This is a genomic window from Psychrobacter sp. PL19 (genome assembly GCF_017875835.1).
GTDB lineage: Bacteria > Pseudomonadota > Gammaproteobacteria > Pseudomonadales > Moraxellaceae > Psychrobacter.
In genome coordinates this window covers 2,557,447-2,573,991 of the sequence record NZ_JAGING010000001.1, presented here as the reverse complement: position 1 = coordinate 2,573,991, position 16,545 = coordinate 2,557,447, and the positions used below count along the sequence as shown (strand labels likewise).

General features: G+C 42.8%; 9 protein-coding genes. 4 read left to right on the top strand and 5 right to left on the bottom strand.

Going from position 1 to position 16,545, the window contains the following annotated elements:
* Nucleotides 1-228: 228 nt before the first annotated feature.
* Nucleotides 229-2,250, bottom strand: a complete 2,022-nt coding sequence (locus H4W00_RS10200; protein WP_209957885.1) for a hypothetical protein — start codon at nt 2,248-2,250, stop codon at nt 229-231.
* Nucleotides 2,251-2,805: 555 nt separating this feature from the next.
* Between H4W00_RS10200 and aceE the strand changes: the two genes are divergently transcribed.
* Nucleotides 2,806-5,619 (top strand): pyruvate dehydrogenase (acetyl-transferring), homodimeric type, encoded by a 2,814-nt coding sequence (gene aceE / locus H4W00_RS10195; RefSeq protein ID WP_209957883.1) that lies wholly within the window; start codon nt 2,806-2,808, stop codon nt 5,617-5,619.
* A gap of 41 nt (nt 5,620-5,660) precedes the next feature.
* Nucleotides 5,661-7,412 (top strand): 2-oxo acid dehydrogenase subunit E2, encoded by a 1,752-nt coding sequence (locus tag H4W00_RS10190; protein WP_209957881.1) that lies wholly within the window; start codon nt 5,661-5,663, stop codon nt 7,410-7,412.
* A gap of 173 nt (nt 7,413-7,585) precedes the next feature.
* Here the strand turns inward: H4W00_RS10190 and H4W00_RS10185 are convergent, their stop codons facing one another.
* On the bottom strand, nt 7,586-8,215 hold the full coding sequence (locus tag H4W00_RS10185) for an OmpW/AlkL family protein (protein ID WP_209957879.1): 630 nt from the start codon (nt 8,213-8,215) through the stop codon (nt 7,586-7,588).
* 752 nt (nt 8,216-8,967) lie between these two features.
* Here H4W00_RS10185 and H4W00_RS10180 point away from each other — a divergent pair.
* A complete protein-coding gene (locus H4W00_RS10180) occupies nt 8,968-9,948 on the top strand; it encodes an ion transporter (protein ID WP_209957877.1) in 981 nt (326 codons plus the stop codon).
* 77 nt (nt 9,949-10,025) lie between these two features.
* On the opposite strand, the gene H4W00_RS10175 is transcribed toward H4W00_RS10180, so the two are convergent.
* The 3 genes from H4W00_RS10175 to H4W00_RS10165 all read right to left on the bottom strand — a co-directional run bounded on the left by H4W00_RS10175 (nt 10,026) and on the right by H4W00_RS10165 (nt 15,373).
* On the bottom strand, nt 10,026-10,694 hold the full coding sequence (locus H4W00_RS10175; protein ID WP_209957875.1) for a TerD family protein: 669 nt from the start codon (nt 10,692-10,694) through the stop codon (nt 10,026-10,028).
* Between the two features lie 102 nt (nt 10,695-10,796).
* Nucleotides 10,797-11,915 (bottom strand): helix-turn-helix transcriptional regulator, encoded by a 1,119-nt coding sequence (locus tag H4W00_RS10170; RefSeq protein ID WP_209957873.1) that lies wholly within the window; start codon nt 11,913-11,915, stop codon nt 10,797-10,799.
* 614 nt (nt 11,916-12,529) lie between these two features.
* Entirely contained in the window at nt 12,530-15,373 is a 2,844-nt protein-coding gene (locus H4W00_RS10165; RefSeq protein WP_334684946.1) for an ATP-binding protein, read from the bottom strand.
* A gap of 348 nt (nt 15,374-15,721) precedes the next feature.
* Between H4W00_RS10165 and rsmG the strand changes: the two genes are divergently transcribed.
* Nucleotides 15,722-16,441 (top strand): 16S rRNA (guanine(527)-N(7))-methyltransferase RsmG, encoded by a 720-nt coding sequence (rsmG, locus tag H4W00_RS10160; RefSeq protein ID WP_209957871.1) that lies wholly within the window; start codon nt 15,722-15,724, stop codon nt 16,439-16,441.
* The last annotated feature ends 104 nt before the right edge of the window (nt 16,442-16,545 follow it).

The following is a 16,545-nucleotide window of genomic DNA, read 5'->3' as shown; positions in this document are numbered from 1 at the left end:
ATCACGATCTGCAATTTATTATTTATGGATGGCTCTGACAAAAAATAGAATTATATCTCGATGGCATTGTCACAAAATAAATATAAAGAATCATTATAAAAACGATGGACGGAATTTTGAGGTAGTCAGACGGTAAAAGCCCTATGCAAGTAGACAGGGCTTTAGTTGAACTATATTGAGGTAGGTGATGTAGCTAGAAAGAGTCGAAGTTACAAACAGCAATTGATGCTATTTCGAAGCAGTTGTACTATATTTTGAATTAAAGTATAGAGTTGCCTTAGTAGCACTATCTGATGCTCTTCTCAAACTAAACTTATTAGAGATGATTTTATTAGTTGTTGGTAGGGCATTACTAGTGTATATAGTTGCAGGATCACCTTTTGGTACTGGCATTGAAAAGCTCGACTTAATTGACTGAAGTGGGTCGGTAATTTCCACTTCCTTTAATTCTACATGGCCACGATTATAAGCAACTACGCGGTAGGCGATACATTGGTCTGGAGTAATGTCGCTCACTGGTTGATCACTAAAGCCAATAGTCGGGTCACTCGTACTTTGATTGATAGTAGCGTCAAGGTAATTCAGATTGACATTGCAAGTATGGACATACTGTGTCTTCTTAAGTACCAACGCAGTGTTATTAGCTTTGACCTCACCAAAGTCAAGATTGTCATAAATATAATTACCATTGATGATCTTAACTTCTCTTTTATTAGATGTGGTATCAATACTGTAGTCCCATGAGTCCGGCTCGTTTTCAGTTAAACACACCATCTGTCCTACAGCTAGAGAGCTTTGAGGTACATTAAAGCTGTATTGGCCTGTACTGGATACTGTCTGCGGATTGGGCAAGCTGGTAATTATAAGAGTATTGCTATCACAGTCCGTTAGACTGACTTTTAGCTTACTGTTATATATTCCCAATTCACCTTTATTTAAGATGCCATTGAAGTATTTGCTGTCAACGTTGTTGATCTCGTCAGTTGTAAGACTCAGGCCAGCATTGTCATTAAATACTGTTCCAGAAAACGTATAAGGTTTTGGTGCATTTGCATTCGTAATAGTACAGGTAATCTCATCGCCATAGGTGGTATCAGCAAGCGTAAACGCGCGAGTTTTAGTAGTCGAGTTGTAGGCCATCGTTGCAGTAGGCATGACAGTCGTGCTACCCGTTGTGGCGTTGTTACAGGTATAGGTAGCATTGTAATTCGCTATATCGCCAAGTGTCGTTCCATTGATCACTCTTTCAGTAACCGTATAGCTGGTGCTTTCTTTTAAAGTTATTACAGGGCTACTGTCGTTGGTAACAGTTGTACCAGATCCGGTCGTCGTGAAGCGATTCGGCGTTGTCGTACCTTGTGTAGTAATTATCTCAAACTGATCGTTAGGGTTGACACGCGCACCTTCTAGCTGCTTTTTAATAATTACTTTAGGTGGAGCAAGACAAAAATAGAAATCAGAATATCCAACAGTATGGTCACTATTAGTTTCACTAAAAGTATTGTTATGTTTAAGGCTCAGAGGACTATTAGCAGGTTTATAATTCCAAGCGGCATCGATAGTACATTCTCCGGTCGCGCAGTTTCGGCCTTCGATAGCAGTTACTATACTGGTATTAGGAGCAGGATTATTAGCAGTGTGAAAGGCACTATCAAACGATAATCTACCGTTGTTGGCAGAGACATCTGCCTGTTCAATATAGGGTGTTCTTTGCACAGGAAAAAAACCGAAAATAAAACGAGTAACAGTAACTGAATCTAAATCTTGTATTTTATAGCCGGTTTTACTGACTGAACGATTGATACTAACGTCCATAACATGGTTGGTCTTGGCAGTTGTGGATTCATGAGATAAGTTTATAGCAGACGTAGTAGCACCAGGGATGGAACCAAAGAATGGGAGTATTCCCTCAGAACTATTTTTGTCTAAAATAGAAGAAAAATTAATATTGAAAGTTTTTTTACCTGAGGTCTCATTAAAGGTAAAGTTACCAGTAGAACTTCCAGCAATCCAGCTTAGAGGTATGGCTGTTACAGGAAATGTTGTAGTAGAAGTAGGAGCATTGGCACCAATATAATACATTTTATGATCAGCTGGACACATACCATTGCTAGAGCTGTCAGTCGATTCAAAGTTAGCATGAGCATTGTTCATACTTAGCCCAATGAATAGCAGCGCAGATATAATGAAAATAAATATCAGTCGAATGTTTGTATATTTTCCAAAGCTCGCATGTTTACTTTCTTGCATCTAGTCACCTCAAAGCCAAATTTACTTTAAACACATAAATACCGTACAAAAAAAGTAAAGAACGGCAAGCTAATTTATCTAAATGTAAAAAAATTACAAGCGACCAATTAACAAATAAGATGGAAGGTCAAATAGTAAGATGAGTAGCATTTTTTCTATAGTAATGATTATAAAGCGGTAAAAAGATATCGTATTTCCCATAAACATTTCTAAAAACACTAATCACTATTTATTTCAAAAATACTTGTTATATCTTCATTTCTCTACAGCTATAAACAATTGAGCCATAAACGCCTATAATAGACCCTGATAATTATTTAACGACCGAATATACGGCATTAACTGTACGGTCTATTTTATCATTATGCTCATTTAACGCGTATGCTAATGCACACTGCCACTATTTTGTATGACCTAGCTATATATAGACCGCATAAGACAATGGAATGCTTGAGCGTAGCAAGGAAGTCGTAAGTAATCCGGTATCTCATTACACACTATTTAATAAGACCCTGCCATTAGGTAGGTATGACTGATATAAAAGGATTAACAAAGATGAATTATTATAAGGATGCTGACAGCACCGAAACGCAGGAATGGTTGGAAGCTTTTGAGTCCGTTATCAAACATGCTGATAAAGATCGTGCCCAGTTTTTGCTAAAAGCGTTATACAATATGGCGGTGCAAGAAGGACTGCCGTTTAATCGTCTTGATACCGCTTACATCAATACTATCGCGGTTGAAGACGAGCCCATGTATCCCGGTGATTTGGCTATCGAACGCAAAATTCGCGCTTTAATTCGTTATAACGCTTTAGCGATGGTCATGCGCGCGAATAAAAATGATGATGATCTAGGGGGTCACTTAGCGACGTTTGCGTCTAGTGCTACTCTTTATGAAACCGGTTTTAACCATTTTTTCCGTGCCGCGAGCGATCATTTCGGCGGTGACATGATTTATTATCAAGGTCACTCAGCACCAGGTATCTACGCGCGCTCTTATTTAGAAGGCCGCTTGACTGAAGAGCAGCTCGATAACTTCCGTCGTGAAGTGGGCGGTAAAGGTTTATCAAGTTACCCGCATCCGTACTTGATGCCAGACTACTGGCAGTTCCCGACTGTCTCAATGGGTATTGGTCCCATTATGTCGATCTATCATGCCCACGTGCATCGCTATATGGAAAACCGTGGCTTGCTTGAAAAAGAAGGCCGTAAGATTTGGACATTCTTGGGTGATGGTGAGACCGATGAGCCAGAAAGCTTAGGCGCAATTTCTCTTGCTGGCCGTGAAAAGCTGGACAACCTGATTTGGGTGGTCAACTGTAACTTACAACGTCTTGATGGCCCAGTACGCGGTAATGGTAAGATCATTCAAGAACTAGAATCCGTATTCCGCGGCGCAGGCTGGCGAGTAATAAAAGTCGTTTGGGGCGGTAAATGGGATAGTCTATTGGCCAATGATTCTACCGGTGTCCTCAAACATCGCATGGAAGAATCGGTTGACGGTGAGTATCAATTATACGAAGCGCGTGACCCTGATTTTGTACGCAAAGAGTTCTTTGGTAAATATCCAGAACTTGAGGAAATGGCTAATGAGTTATCTAATGAGGATATTTCAAGCCTAAACCGTGGCGGTCATGATCCAATGAAAGTCTACGCCGCCTTTAGCGAAGCGATGAAAACCAAAGGTCAGCCAACGGTTATTCTGGCAAAAACAGTTAAAGGCTACGGTTTATCGACCCAAACTCAAGCGGTCAACAAATCGCATCAAATCAAAAAGTTGGATCAAGAAGCCTTGATGTATTTCCGTGATCGCTTTGATTTACCTTTTACTGACGAGCAGTTAGAGACCCTACCGTTTTATCGTCCTGAAGAGGGCTCAGCGGAGATGAAATATCTTAAAGGTCGCCGTGAAGCGTTAGGGGGTCATTTACCCAATCGCCGTAGTGGTCATATTCCTTTAGATATTCCTGAGCTGTCTATTTTTGATCGTGTGCTTCAGGGTAGTAAAGGAAAAGAGCAATCGACCACGATGGTATTTGTGCGTCTACTATCAGCGATGCTGAAAAATAAAGACATTCAAGATCGTGTCGTGCCAATCGTTCCTGATGAAGCACGTACCTTTGGTCTAGAAGGTATGTTCCGTCAATTGGGTATCTATTCTGCTGTTGGCCAGAAATATACTCCAGAAGACAGCGAAGCGTTAATGGGCTACAAAGAAGCCCTCGACGGTCACATGCTAGAAGAAGGTATTAACGAAGCAGGCGCCATGAGTACTTGGATTGCACTAGCAACCAGCTATTCTGTCAATGCGTTACCGATGATTCCGATGTACATTTACTACTCTATGTTTGGTTTCCAGCGTATTGGTGATTTGGCATGGGCCGCAGGTGACTGTCAAGCGCAAGGCTTCTTACTAGGCGCAACGGCTGGTCGTACCACTCTAAACGGTGAAGGCTTGCAGCATCAAGATGGCCATTCACAAATCTTATTCAACGTCGTACCTAACTGTGTGTCTTATGATCCTTGCTTTGGCTATGAGCTAGCAGTGGTGATGCATGATGGCCTGCGCCGTATGTATGGTGAAGGCGAGCGGGTCTATTATTACTTGACCTTGATGAATGAAAACTATGAGCAACCTGCAATGCCAGAGGGTGCTGAAGAAGGCATCAAACGCGGCATGTATCTGTTAGAAGACAATGGTTCAACCCAAGTACAGCTACTGGGTTCTGGTGTTATCCTACGCGAAGTACAAAAAGCGGCGAAAATACTACAAGACGAGTTTAATATTACTGCTAACGTTTGGAGCGTGACCAGCTTTAATGAGCTGACTCGCGATGGTATGGTCTGTGATGATTATAACCGTCTACATCCAATGGATGAAGAGCGCGTGCCATGGGTTACAGAACAGCTTGCGCCGCACGAAGGTATCGTAGTGGCAGCAACGGATTATATGCGCAACTACTCAGAGCAAATCCGAGCCTGGTTACCTGATAATCGTCCTTATACCACCTTGGGTACGGATGGTTATGGTCGCTCTGATAGCCGTGAGCAATTACGCAGTTTCTTCAACGTTGATGCTGCGCATATTGTTGTTGCCACGCTTAAACGCTTAGCTGACGAAGGCGAAGTAGAAATGCGCTTGGTAAAAGATGCTATTTCAAGCTTGGGTATTGATGTCGATCTACCACCTGCATGGCAGCAGCAGCCTTATTATGACCATTCTCCAGATGCACCAGCACCTGGTAATGTGAATCCGAATCCTGTCCCTGAGTTTGTCAGTGAAGACGATGACGAAATTAGTAATGAAGGCCGTGCTGAAGACCAAGCCGATGCCACTTTACTCAATGATGATGACGTCACAGAATAAAACCTATAAGACAAGGCAATCTTAAGATAAGGAGAATAAGGATGGATATTAAAGCCCCCGATTTGGGTGTCGATAGCGCCGAAGTCAGTGAGATTATGGTTAGTGTTGGTGATGTTATCGCAAAAGACGATAATATTATCCTACTAGAATCTGATAAAGCCTCGGTAGAAGTACCGAGTTCCGCTGGTGGTAAAATTACCAAGATTAATGTTGCTGTTGGCGATCAAGTCAGTGAAGGCATGGTACTCATTGAGCTCGATAGCGATGTAGATAGCGATAGCTCAGATGCTAATGACGCAAGCGCTGATGTGACTGACTCTAAGAAAGACAGTGAGACTGCTAATAGCGACAAAAGTGATAATGATAATAACGACAATAGTAGCGACGACCAAGCTGCTGTTGCTACTGAAGACCGTTCATCATCTTCTGCTACTACAGCAGGGACAGCGACTACGCATGCGCTACCAGATCTAGGTGTTGATGAAGCAGAAGTGTCGGAGATTATGGTCAGCGAAGGCGATATGGTCAGTGCCGATCAATCAATCTTGTTGATTGAGTCTGATAAAGCGTCAGTCGAAGTGCCTGCGCCCGAAGCCGGCAGAATTGAAAAAATATTAGTAAAAGCCGGTGACATGGTGGCTAATGGCCAAGACTTTATTATTATCGTTAGTAGTGCAGCTGCCACTAGCAATGAGCAAGCTGACACGCCCAAGGTTGAAGAAGCTGCAACGCCCAAACCAGCTGCTACGGCTGCACCGCAAACCACAGACGAACCAAAACCAGCTGCCGTTAAATCGTCGCCTGTGGTCAATAACGCGCCTACGAACACTGCGGATAGTAAGTTAACAGAAGCTCAGGTTAATGATAAGGCAGCCGAAGTATATGCTGGTCCTGCAGTACGTAAGCTAGCTCGTCAATTGGGTGTGGACATCACCCAAGTCAATGGTTCAGCGTTGAATAATCGTATCCTAAAAGAAGATCTGTTTGCACACGTCAAAAATAGTTTGACTACTCCGCAAGCAGCCCCTACTAGCGTTAGTGTTGCCAGCACAAGTTTGCCAAAACTGCCTGACATGAGCAATGTTGAGATTTGGGGCGAGACCGAAACCACAGACCTCACGCGTTTGCAAAAAGTCTCTATACCGCAGCTCAATTACAACACCTATTTACCGCAAGTGACCCAGTTCGACGTCTCTGATATCACTGAAACTGAGAAGCTACGTGGTGAACTAAAAGGGGGTATGAAAGCCCAAGGTATTGGCCTGACTATTCTAGCCTTTATCGTCAAAGCGACGGCTTATGCGCTGACTCAACATCCACGCTTTAACAGTCATTTAAGTGATGACAATACCCAAGTGATTCTGCGTAAAAGCGTGAATATGGGTATTGCGGTGGCAACTGATGATGGTCTGATTGTCCCGGTCATCAAAAATGCGCAAGATAAAGGTATCAAGCAGATTGCCATTGAAATTGGTGAGCTGGCAGTAAAAGCACGTGATAAAAAGTTAAGCACTAAAGATTTGCAAGGTGCCAGCTTCACGATTTCAAGCCAAGGTATCTTAGGTGGTACGGCATTTACACCACTGGTCAACTGGCCACAAGTGGCTATTTTAGGCGCTTCAGAAGCAACTATGCAGCCGCATTGGAATGCTGCCAAGCAAACCTTTGAACCACGCCTGATGTTGCCCTTGTCACTATCTTATGATCATCGAGTTATTAACGGCGCTGATGCTGCGGTATTTACTCGTTATGTCGCCGGTCTACTTGCCGATCCACGCCGTATCTTGCTATAGGCTGTTTGATCGCTTAATAACCATACTGATAATAAAAAGGACTGTCCATGGACGGTCTTTTTTACGTCTAATATTTAATAAAAGCTTGGATGAAATACTCATTGTATAAAATAATAGACACAAAAAAGCCAGCATATAGCCGGCTTTTTTCATTCATATTACTTTATGTTATATTAGAAAGTTTTAACAAAAGCAACGCCATAAACCCAAGGACTGATATCGATTTCACCAATATCTGCACCATCTAAGCTAGCATCAGTTTTGATGTCCATATAACGCGCATCAATACGGAAAGCTTCAGTTGGCGCAAATGGAATATCTAAGCCAATGTGGCCAGCAACACCAACGCTATCGTCAAGGTTTAATTCAACACCAGGAAAATTAATCTTTTCTTCAAAGAAAGTAGTGTAGTTGACACCAATACCAATGAACGGCTTCACATTCATCGGCATGTTATAGCCATCGAAGTGATACTGTAAAGAAAGAGTAGGTGGTAAATGTTGAGTTTTACCTTCAATAATATTACCATTAGGAGCAGTAAAGGTGATGTCATGATGAAAAGGAATCGCAGCTAGCAACTCAATACCGACGTTATTAGCGATAAAATATTCACCACTGATGGTTGGACGCACATCACCATCAACGTCAACAGATACATCACCATCAAGTAAGGTACCATTATCGCTTTTAGGGTCAACATAGTGTGCGCCAGCAGCGACTGTCCAAGTACCAGCAGGTATCGCAAAGGCGGTGGTCATTGTGAGAGCAGCAGCAGTCGCTAAAACTAGGGATTGTAGTTTCATTAATTGGTTCCTTAAGGTAATAAATGATTGCCGATAAATTACTAATGAGGGATGACATTAGTTACCGATACATGATGTTATTGTTATAAATTAACTGGTAACATCACCACTTCATTATAATACAAAACCCTTATTAACTGTAATGTTTTAGATATAATTTAGTAACATTCACTTAATAACCTATTATTGTAGGTGCTCTAGAGCCCATTTTTACATAACCTACAGCAAGGAATCAGTCATATATTATGCTCGGCTACTGCAGTAACTCACCACTTCGTTGTGCCAATGCGCGCTCAATGATAATGCTAAATCAAGTTGACCAATGTTGTTCTGAGTGCAGACTGCATTTATTACCTGCTCAGCAGCTGCGTGATGGTTCACATGCTGATCAACGGGTTTTACAGTTGGCTTTGTTAGTAATGGTGTTAATTGTGCTGGCTCTGGTCTATATTTATTACACTGGTCTTGCATAACCATTACCATCCACCAGCATTTCAGGATGAGTGGCAATCGGTTTAAGGAAACCATTTTAACAATAGTTTTTAAAATTAATCTCTCAAGCAGCAGTGTTAATCTGCTAGATTTAAATAGGGCAAATACTGTTCTTATAATTATATTTGAGACTTATATCACTCCCTTATAATGATATCGTGGTAACTTAAGTCACTTGGCGGCTGAAATAAAACAGTTCTTATTGTTTCTGCCTCACTCTTTATTACTATAAGACCGGTATTGCACCGCATAGGGACGGCATGATATTCCAATCTATACGGCGCTTGCGTCATTTTGTTTATAATATTTTGCAAAATGATGACCACGACACCTTGTTCAGTCGTTACGTTGACTATTTTCTAATTTTTTTGATTATGACCAATGTAGCCGCAGTAATTGCGGAGTCTGTTGATCAGTGGTACTACCCCAATCAAAGCTACTTTACTTGGTTTGAGAATTTTTCTATCGTGGTGTTTTCTATTGAGTATTCACTGCGCTTATGGAGCGTGGCTGAAGCCAAGCCTGACAATACCACCTGGCGGCAACGTTGGGATTGGTTGAGAAGCCCTTCGGCTCTCATTGATTTGATAGCCATTGCCCCCGCTTTCTTAAACTTCTTCGTCAGTATTGATTTACGTTTCTTACGTATTCTACGTTTGTTCCGCATTCTTAAGCTGACCCGCTATTTTGCCTCCATGCGTATTTTATTGGTGGTTATCAGCAAAGAGAAAGGCTCATTTCAAGCGGTTATTTTTATCTTAATTATTATGATTGTGACGGCCTCTAGTGGTATTTATTTAGTCGAAAACCATGCCCAGCCGGATGAGTTTGAGTCGATACCTAAGGCTATGTGGTGGGCGGTGGTCACCCTGACCACGGTTGGTTATGGCGACGTCATACCGATTACCACTGCAGGTAAGATATTAGGTGCGATTATCACGATATTAGGTGTGGGTCTGGCAGCACTGCCAGCCGGTATTTTGGCGACGGGTTTGGCCAATGAGTTAAGCCAACGCCGTGATGAGTTGGAACAACAGTTTCGCGAACTCTTAGTCGATGGTGATTTTGATTTGGTACAAAATCAAAGTATGATCGATAAAATTCGTCGTGAGCTGGGCTTGGATAAAGAGCAGGCACAAGATATTGTGCTCCAAGTACTACGGGAGCAATCGCTTGAACGCCGAGAAAAAGACGTGCAGAAAAAGAATTTTTGCCCGCATTGCGGGGAAGCGCTAGAGTAAGTTGATGTCTTTAAGGTTTGATTAAGGGTTACGAACAGTTAAGGCAATCCATATCGGCGATAGTAATAATAGTCAAATTATTCACGAGCTGTTTGTGGCATTGGCAGGGCGCGGGCAAGCTCATGTGCGACTTGTTGCGCCGCTTTTTGTATATCAGTATCGGTTAATGGCAAGTTTTGTAGCGTTAAATGCCAGTCATCCACTTCGCGGCGTAAACTGGCTATCCAAATGGCGCTACAGCCGTGTGGCAGCTGCTTCAGAGACACTTCAAAAGCGCGGTTGCCTTCATCATCACTAAGATGCATTTCACCACTATCAACTGCTCTGAATGGTTGACCGTAGTACGAGCTGGCTATCAAGCCAATGTGGTTAATGTGTGCTGGAATTTTATTTAGATACAAGCGAATTTGCTCTTGATCTAGCGGCGCATGATACAGTGCTTGTTCGCCGCGATCTTTGCCGTCTAGGCTATCCCCTTGATGCCTTACTGTTTCACTTTTATCGCGCAACTGCTTGAACCATACTATATCGTTTATGGTGCACTTGTCATCATATAGCACGCAAGCCAAATCAAGATCAATCGTTCCTTGATTTTGTTTGAAACGCTTCATCATACCTTTCGGGTCAGTCTTGGTAAATTTATAATTTAAACTAAAAAATAAAGTATCGGCTGTCAAGCCAAGCGCAGCCAAACTGCCTGAAATGAGCGGTGGTGACGTAGGCGATGAGGGGGTAGCGGTCGACATAATATTCCTTTTGGATGCTTAATTTTTATTTTTAAGGGGCTGTTGTCACTGGCTTATATACATTGTTTCTTGACGCTGCCTATAAATAAGGGGCTATAACGGCTATTCAACATCTAAGTCTAATACGACTTGATAAAGTAGCGATGGTTTGGCATCTAATAGTCCTTTACCGAAACCGCGTAGCCACCACACTAACTGAGAGTTCAAGTTAACTGTCGTATTTATCGTGAGGGTGTCATCGTCATTCATGATCACTGTTTGGTCGTCGCTGAGCTTACTTTCAGTAAGGCTCTTACCGGCTTTTTTGGTAAATGTCAGCTCGATCGCCGTATTTTTGCCGTGATCGGGTAGCTGACTGAGTAAGGGGTGGGTAAAGCCCATACCACCGGCATCCAAGTAGCTGTCTAAATGAAAGTTATCAGGGGTCTGTGCGGTACTATCAAGTATCTCAACATTGGCAAATCGATGTAAGGCAAAGGTACGAATGATAGCATCTGGGTCATCGGTGCGGGTCGCCAGCAGATAAATAATGACCCCGCGTTGAATGATGGCAATGGGGTTTAATACATACTCACCGGCTTGCGATTTGTTACTGCGGGTATAGCAGGCTTTGATTTGTAACTGATAAAATAGGGCATGGTAAATATTATCTTTACTGTCCAAATCGATATGTGGCGCAATTAAAGGTTGGGTAGCCGGTTCAATACGTACTCTGTCAATCCATGAATGAGTCACCTTGCTATTTTTGAGTTGTCGCCGCGCCAAATCGAACCACGGAAACAGTTCCCCTAAAATAGCAGGGGGCAGCAGTTGGGTCAGATTGGCTTCGACCATGTTAAAGGCAACCGCTTGTGATAGGTTCATATGCGGTAAGCTCTGCAAAGGTGCGTCTTCTTCCCAGCGCCAGCCCTGCGGATTGGCATTATTCTTTTCGATAGGAAAGCGTTTGGCTAAAGCGTTTAAGTCTCTTTGCACAGTGCGTAAGCTGATGTCAAAGCCTGCTAAGCTCAGCTGCTCATATACATGGGTAGTGCCCACCCAACGATTACGCTGTAGCTGCGACAGTACTTGCCACTGACGCGCAGTGGTTGCAGCCCCGTGTCGACTATCAGCTATATCTTCAGAGACGTTATTAGCCGAAACTGGCAGGGTATCAGTTTGCGGCTCACTAGCAGGCTGTCGAACCTTGAGGCTATCGGCGTCAGTATTCTGTACAGTCATTAAGAGATAACCTTTATAAAGTTAATCTTATACCAATACCCAAAAAATAAGCTAACGCCGTCAAATTTGCTAAGCCTACTCGTTGTAGAGGCTGCATTCGATTTTTGCGTTATCCTCGATTTCTGAACATGGTATTAGTATCGAATAGGATCTTTCTGTTAAGATTTTTGCCTTTATATCTTTCTAGCTATAGTTAAAATACCTTAAAAACGCGACGGTACTGCTGGTATAAGTTTTTTGCAGCCTCTGTCTGCGTAGGCACAGCAAGCAAGAAAAACGTATGCCAGCAGTATATTATGTATCGATATTACTTTTCATTGACTATAGTAGTCTTTTGTTTATCATCGCAGAAAATAGGGGTAGCGTCTAGGAAGATTACGCGCGCTTTGACTATTACTTCAGACTAACGACTGGGTTGATATGGTCGTTAGTCTAAAATCAACGTTCGTTCAAAACGAAAATAACATGCAGATGTTACCAGTATTTGGAACAAGGCTTTTTACTCAAATTTTTGAATGTCTTGTCTATGAACCTTTGCAGGCGGGTTCATTCATTGTTACTGAATCTACCTCAGTCATGACCTCATCGCCATAGGACATAACGTTAAACTGCTTTTAGACGTTGTCGTCTGCTAGCTCATCCTGGTTATTATCTGTGTCTTTTCTATCTTGTTCTTTCTTCCTCTTAGCCTCTTTTTTCTGCTTTTTAGCTTTGCGCTTGTTCTTAGCTTTTGTTTTAGATTTTTTGTCTTCTGCATCATCAGAGGTATCCTGATTGTCATCCCATAGCATTAGGCGGCTTAAGACCTTGCCAAATAAAGTTTCTTTGCGATAGCGCTTCTTTTTATTCATGCTATCGATAGGCAGTCCAGTCATCAGAGTCAAAGCTTCACTAAGGGTGTGCACGCCATAAATATGGAATTGTTCGTTTTCAACGGCGTTAATAATATCATCACGCAGCATTAACTGCTTAACATTGGCCATTGGAATGACCACACCCTGCTGTCCGGTCAATTTTTGCTCTCGGCAGGCATCAAAGAAGCCCGCAATTTTGGCATTAATACCGCCGACCGCCTGTACTTCGCCCAGCTGATTCATAGAACCAGTAATCGCCAACGCTTGATTGATTGGTACATTTGCTAGGGCTGATAATAACGCACAGGCTTCGCTAACGGTGGCACTATCACCATCAATATGGGCATAACTCTGCTCAAAGGCTAAGGAGGCGCTAAAGTTTAATGCGTGATGCTGGCTAAATAGGGCTCGCAAATAGCTGGTCATAATTAGCATGCCTTTAGCATGCAAGCTACCCCCCAAATCGACATCACGTTCAATATCTAGAATGTCACCAGCACCGATATTAGGTTGAATAACCGCCGTTAAACGGGCAGGCATACCAAATTCACTATCGGCATAGCTGACCACGGTCAAGGCGTTAACTTGTCCAACGGCTTGACCCTGGGTGTTGATGAGCTGTTGACCATTTTTGAGCTCATCCCAATAAAGATCGCGCAAGTATCCTGAGCGCTCATCCATGTCAGCAATGGCCTGGGTAACATGACTGGCATCGACGATATCTTGATTATCAAGGCGGGCGTGGCGATTGGATTCGTGTAACAGGGCAATTAAGCGATCACTATGTAGACTCAAGCGTTCTTGGTCTTCAGCTTGCAAACTTAGATGTTCGAGTAAAGCAGCTTGGGCGCTACTATCGAAAGGATAGAGCTTGGCATAACTGATAATATCGGCCATTTTAGCCACCAGTGCTAACTCATGTTCACGCGTGCGGGGAACGTCGTCATGAAAATCAGCGCGTACCTTAAAGACGGCATCAAACTCTGGCTCTAGCTCTAATAACTCATAGTATAAATCGGCTTCCCCTAATAAAACCACTTTAATATTAAGGTCGATAGGCGTAGGCGCTAACGACAAGCTGCCGGTCAAGGTGAGCATTTGCTCAAGGCTGGATAGTTTTATTTTGCGTGATTGTAGGGCGCGTTTTAGTCCTTGCCAGGCATAAGGATGTTCGAGCAGATGACTGGCTTCTAATAAAAGATAACCGCCATTAGCACGATGTAATGCGCCGGCACGAATCATGCTGACATCGGTGGTAACCGTACCAAGTTGGGTGATTTGCTCGACATGACCCAATAGATTTAGATGGGTTGGCAAGTCTTCAAAAATGACTGGCGCACCACTGCCAGGCGTATGACTGACTATAACGTTGACCGCATAACGGCTAGGAGTCGTTGCCAATACCGCAGCCACAAATTCCTCATCATCGCCATTTACGATACGTTCGACATGAGTGACCATATCAGTAAACAGTACTTCCAAATAATTGATGACTGAGGGTAACGTAACAAATTGCTCACGAATAGGCAGGAATAAAGGTTGTAGTGCACGGCGGGCAATATTACGATGCAGCGCTTCTATAGCATCATTGGCATCATCTTCTAATTGCTCTAATTCGATGGTCAGCTGATTAAGACGCTTTTGCATGTGGTTCTTTTTTGCAAAGTTATTTAAATCATTCTTGTGATCAGTATGGGCATCTGCATCGGTGTCACGGTCGGTCTTTGAGTCTGAAGTTATATCTGAGGCTAAGCTTTGGTTACTGTTCTTGTTTGACTGAATCTTGTTTGACCGAACATCCGATCCAAGAGCTAAGTCAGAGTCAGCAATATCTTCAACCTCTTTCTTATCCTTAACTGTTTTGTCGCCATCCTCTGTTAACAGTTGGCTGGGATGGACAAATATAGCTTTATTATCATAGGGACGAAAGGTAAGCGCTAAGTCATACTGCTTACCCTCAGCGTTTAGCGCATCGTAAGCGCAACTTTCCTTTTGATCAGTATCATTTTTAATTATTTCTATTTTGCTTTGGTAATGGTCACTGCGAAAGCGTTGGGTTAAGCGCTTTTTGGCCTGTTGCCATAAGTTATTGACGTGCTGTTGCAGCAGTGTCGCTTGTCCAGCAGGCAAATGCAGTGCCACTGGAGTCCGTGGGTCAGTGAAATTATGTACGTAGACCCAATCATTAGGCGTCGGTGCGTTTGCAGCAATATGCTGTAGTAGGCGGCTAATGACCGTACGTTTGCCCAGCCCATTTTCACCAGCGGCAAACACATGATAACCGCTAGCGTTGATATCTAATGCGGTTTGCAAGGCCTTGAGCGCGCGCTGTTGACCAAAGCCAATATCTAGTACGGGAGCATTGCGCGTATCTATAGGCAGATCCCTAATGTTGCTATAGCGTTTGAGCTGCTCAGCCCTTATCAGACAGCGCTGATTCACTGCTGTAAATATAGGGTCAGGGGTAACAGGTAGTGTTGCTTGAGACTCAGTTACGTCAGCAGTGGACGCTAGCGAGTCTTTAGAATTATCTGGGTTGTGAGTCATATCTTCTAGGCTTTGAGTCATAATAGTGTTTGGCTGTTCGGTCAGCTTTGCGTTCATAGGCAGATGATTGATCATCAAGGATTTCATGCATAACAAATAGAATGAATAAATGGTATTAAATTATTGATAGTAAAGTAAAAAAGTCAAGACAAGCCATTTATGGTTAGTTGTGGCTCGCAGTAATAAACAATAAACATCGTACTTAAAAAGGTTATGTCGTCACATCAAATACATTATCAATTGTTGTTTATAGTTATAAATTTAGTGCGACAAAAGACGAATAAGTCATTAATGGCTTCGAAGATAGTATAAGATGGCGGACATTGGCGCAATCTGCAACTATTCAACACGCAGCCCTCATGATAAAATAAACGGTTCACATGCCAAAACGGGATAACTTGTTTTATGTCAGCATCCGCTAAGCCTTCTGTCAACTCTACAAGTAGCACGCCTTTTTCTAACATTGACCCCACTGGCTTTGTTAAACTTGGCGCACAGTTACCGATGCTCGCTGACATATTAGCGCAGGCAACAACTGCATTGGCATTGTCGCTCGATAATAGTCAGCAACGCACGCTATTATTATACTTGGATAAGCTTTTATTATGGAATAAAGCGTATAATCTGACCGCTATTACCGACCCAGTAGAAGCGCTTACTAAGCACATTATCGATTGCTTGGCCATTATAGCGCATTTACCGCCAGGAACTTTGTTAGATATCGGTACGGGTGCCGGACTACCAGCGGTGATTATTGCCATTTGTCAGCCTGAACGTCAGTGCACCGCTTTAGATAGTAATCAAAAAAAGATTCGCTTTATTAAACAGATTAGTAGTGAGCTTGGCTTGACCAATGTGCAACCGATTGCGGCTCGGATTGAAGCGCATGACGCTCAATATGACGTGGTCACATCCAGAGCTTTTGCCAGCTTGATAGATTTTGTAGCAGCAGCAAATCCGCGCCTAGCCAATAATGGCCGTCTATGTGCCATGAAAGGTAAAGCGCCTACTAGTGAAGAGCTTAACATGTTAGATAAAGAGTGGCAGATTAATACTATTAAATTGGATGTGCCACGGTTGCATGACAGTCGGCATCTGATTGAATTATCGCTAAAAAATGTCTAAGCTATCTGTCTATGAGCGCCCTAGTTTATGAGCATACTAGTGTTATCTATGACCATATTAGTGGCTATAAAACCAGTACCACTGGTTACTGGCCTATAACAATA

What these genes read in the sequence shown, in the direction of transcription:
- H4W00_RS10200 (WP_209957885.1), bottom strand. Translation starts at nt 2,250, where the DNA reads ATGCAAGAAAGTAAACATGCGAGCTTTGGAAAATATACAAACATTCGA.
- aceE (WP_209957883.1), top strand. Translation starts at nt 2,806, where the DNA reads ATGAATTATTATAAGGATGCTGACAGCACCGAAACGCAGGAATGGTTG.
- H4W00_RS10190 (WP_209957881.1), top strand. Translation starts at nt 5,661, where the DNA reads ATGGATATTAAAGCCCCCGATTTGGGTGTCGATAGCGCCGAAGTCAGT.
- H4W00_RS10185 (WP_209957879.1), bottom strand. Translation starts at nt 8,215, where the DNA reads ATGAAACTACAATCCCTAGTTTTAGCGACTGCTGCTGCTCTCACAATG.
- H4W00_RS10180 (WP_209957877.1), top strand. Translation starts at nt 8,968, where the DNA reads ATGATATTCCAATCTATACGGCGCTTGCGTCATTTTGTTTATAATATT.
- H4W00_RS10175 (WP_209957875.1), bottom strand. Translation starts at nt 10,694, where the DNA reads ATGTCGACCGCTACCCCCTCATCGCCTACGTCACCACCGCTCATTTCA.
- H4W00_RS10170 (WP_209957873.1), bottom strand. Translation starts at nt 11,915, where the DNA reads ATGACTGTACAGAATACTGACGCCGATAGCCTCAAGGTTCGACAGCCT.
- H4W00_RS10165 (WP_334684946.1), bottom strand. Translation starts at nt 15,373, where the DNA reads ATGAACGCAAAGCTGACCGAACAGCCAAACACTATTATGACTCAAAGC.
- rsmG (WP_209957871.1), top strand. Translation starts at nt 15,722, where the DNA reads ATGTCAGCATCCGCTAAGCCTTCTGTCAACTCTACAAGTAGCACGCCT.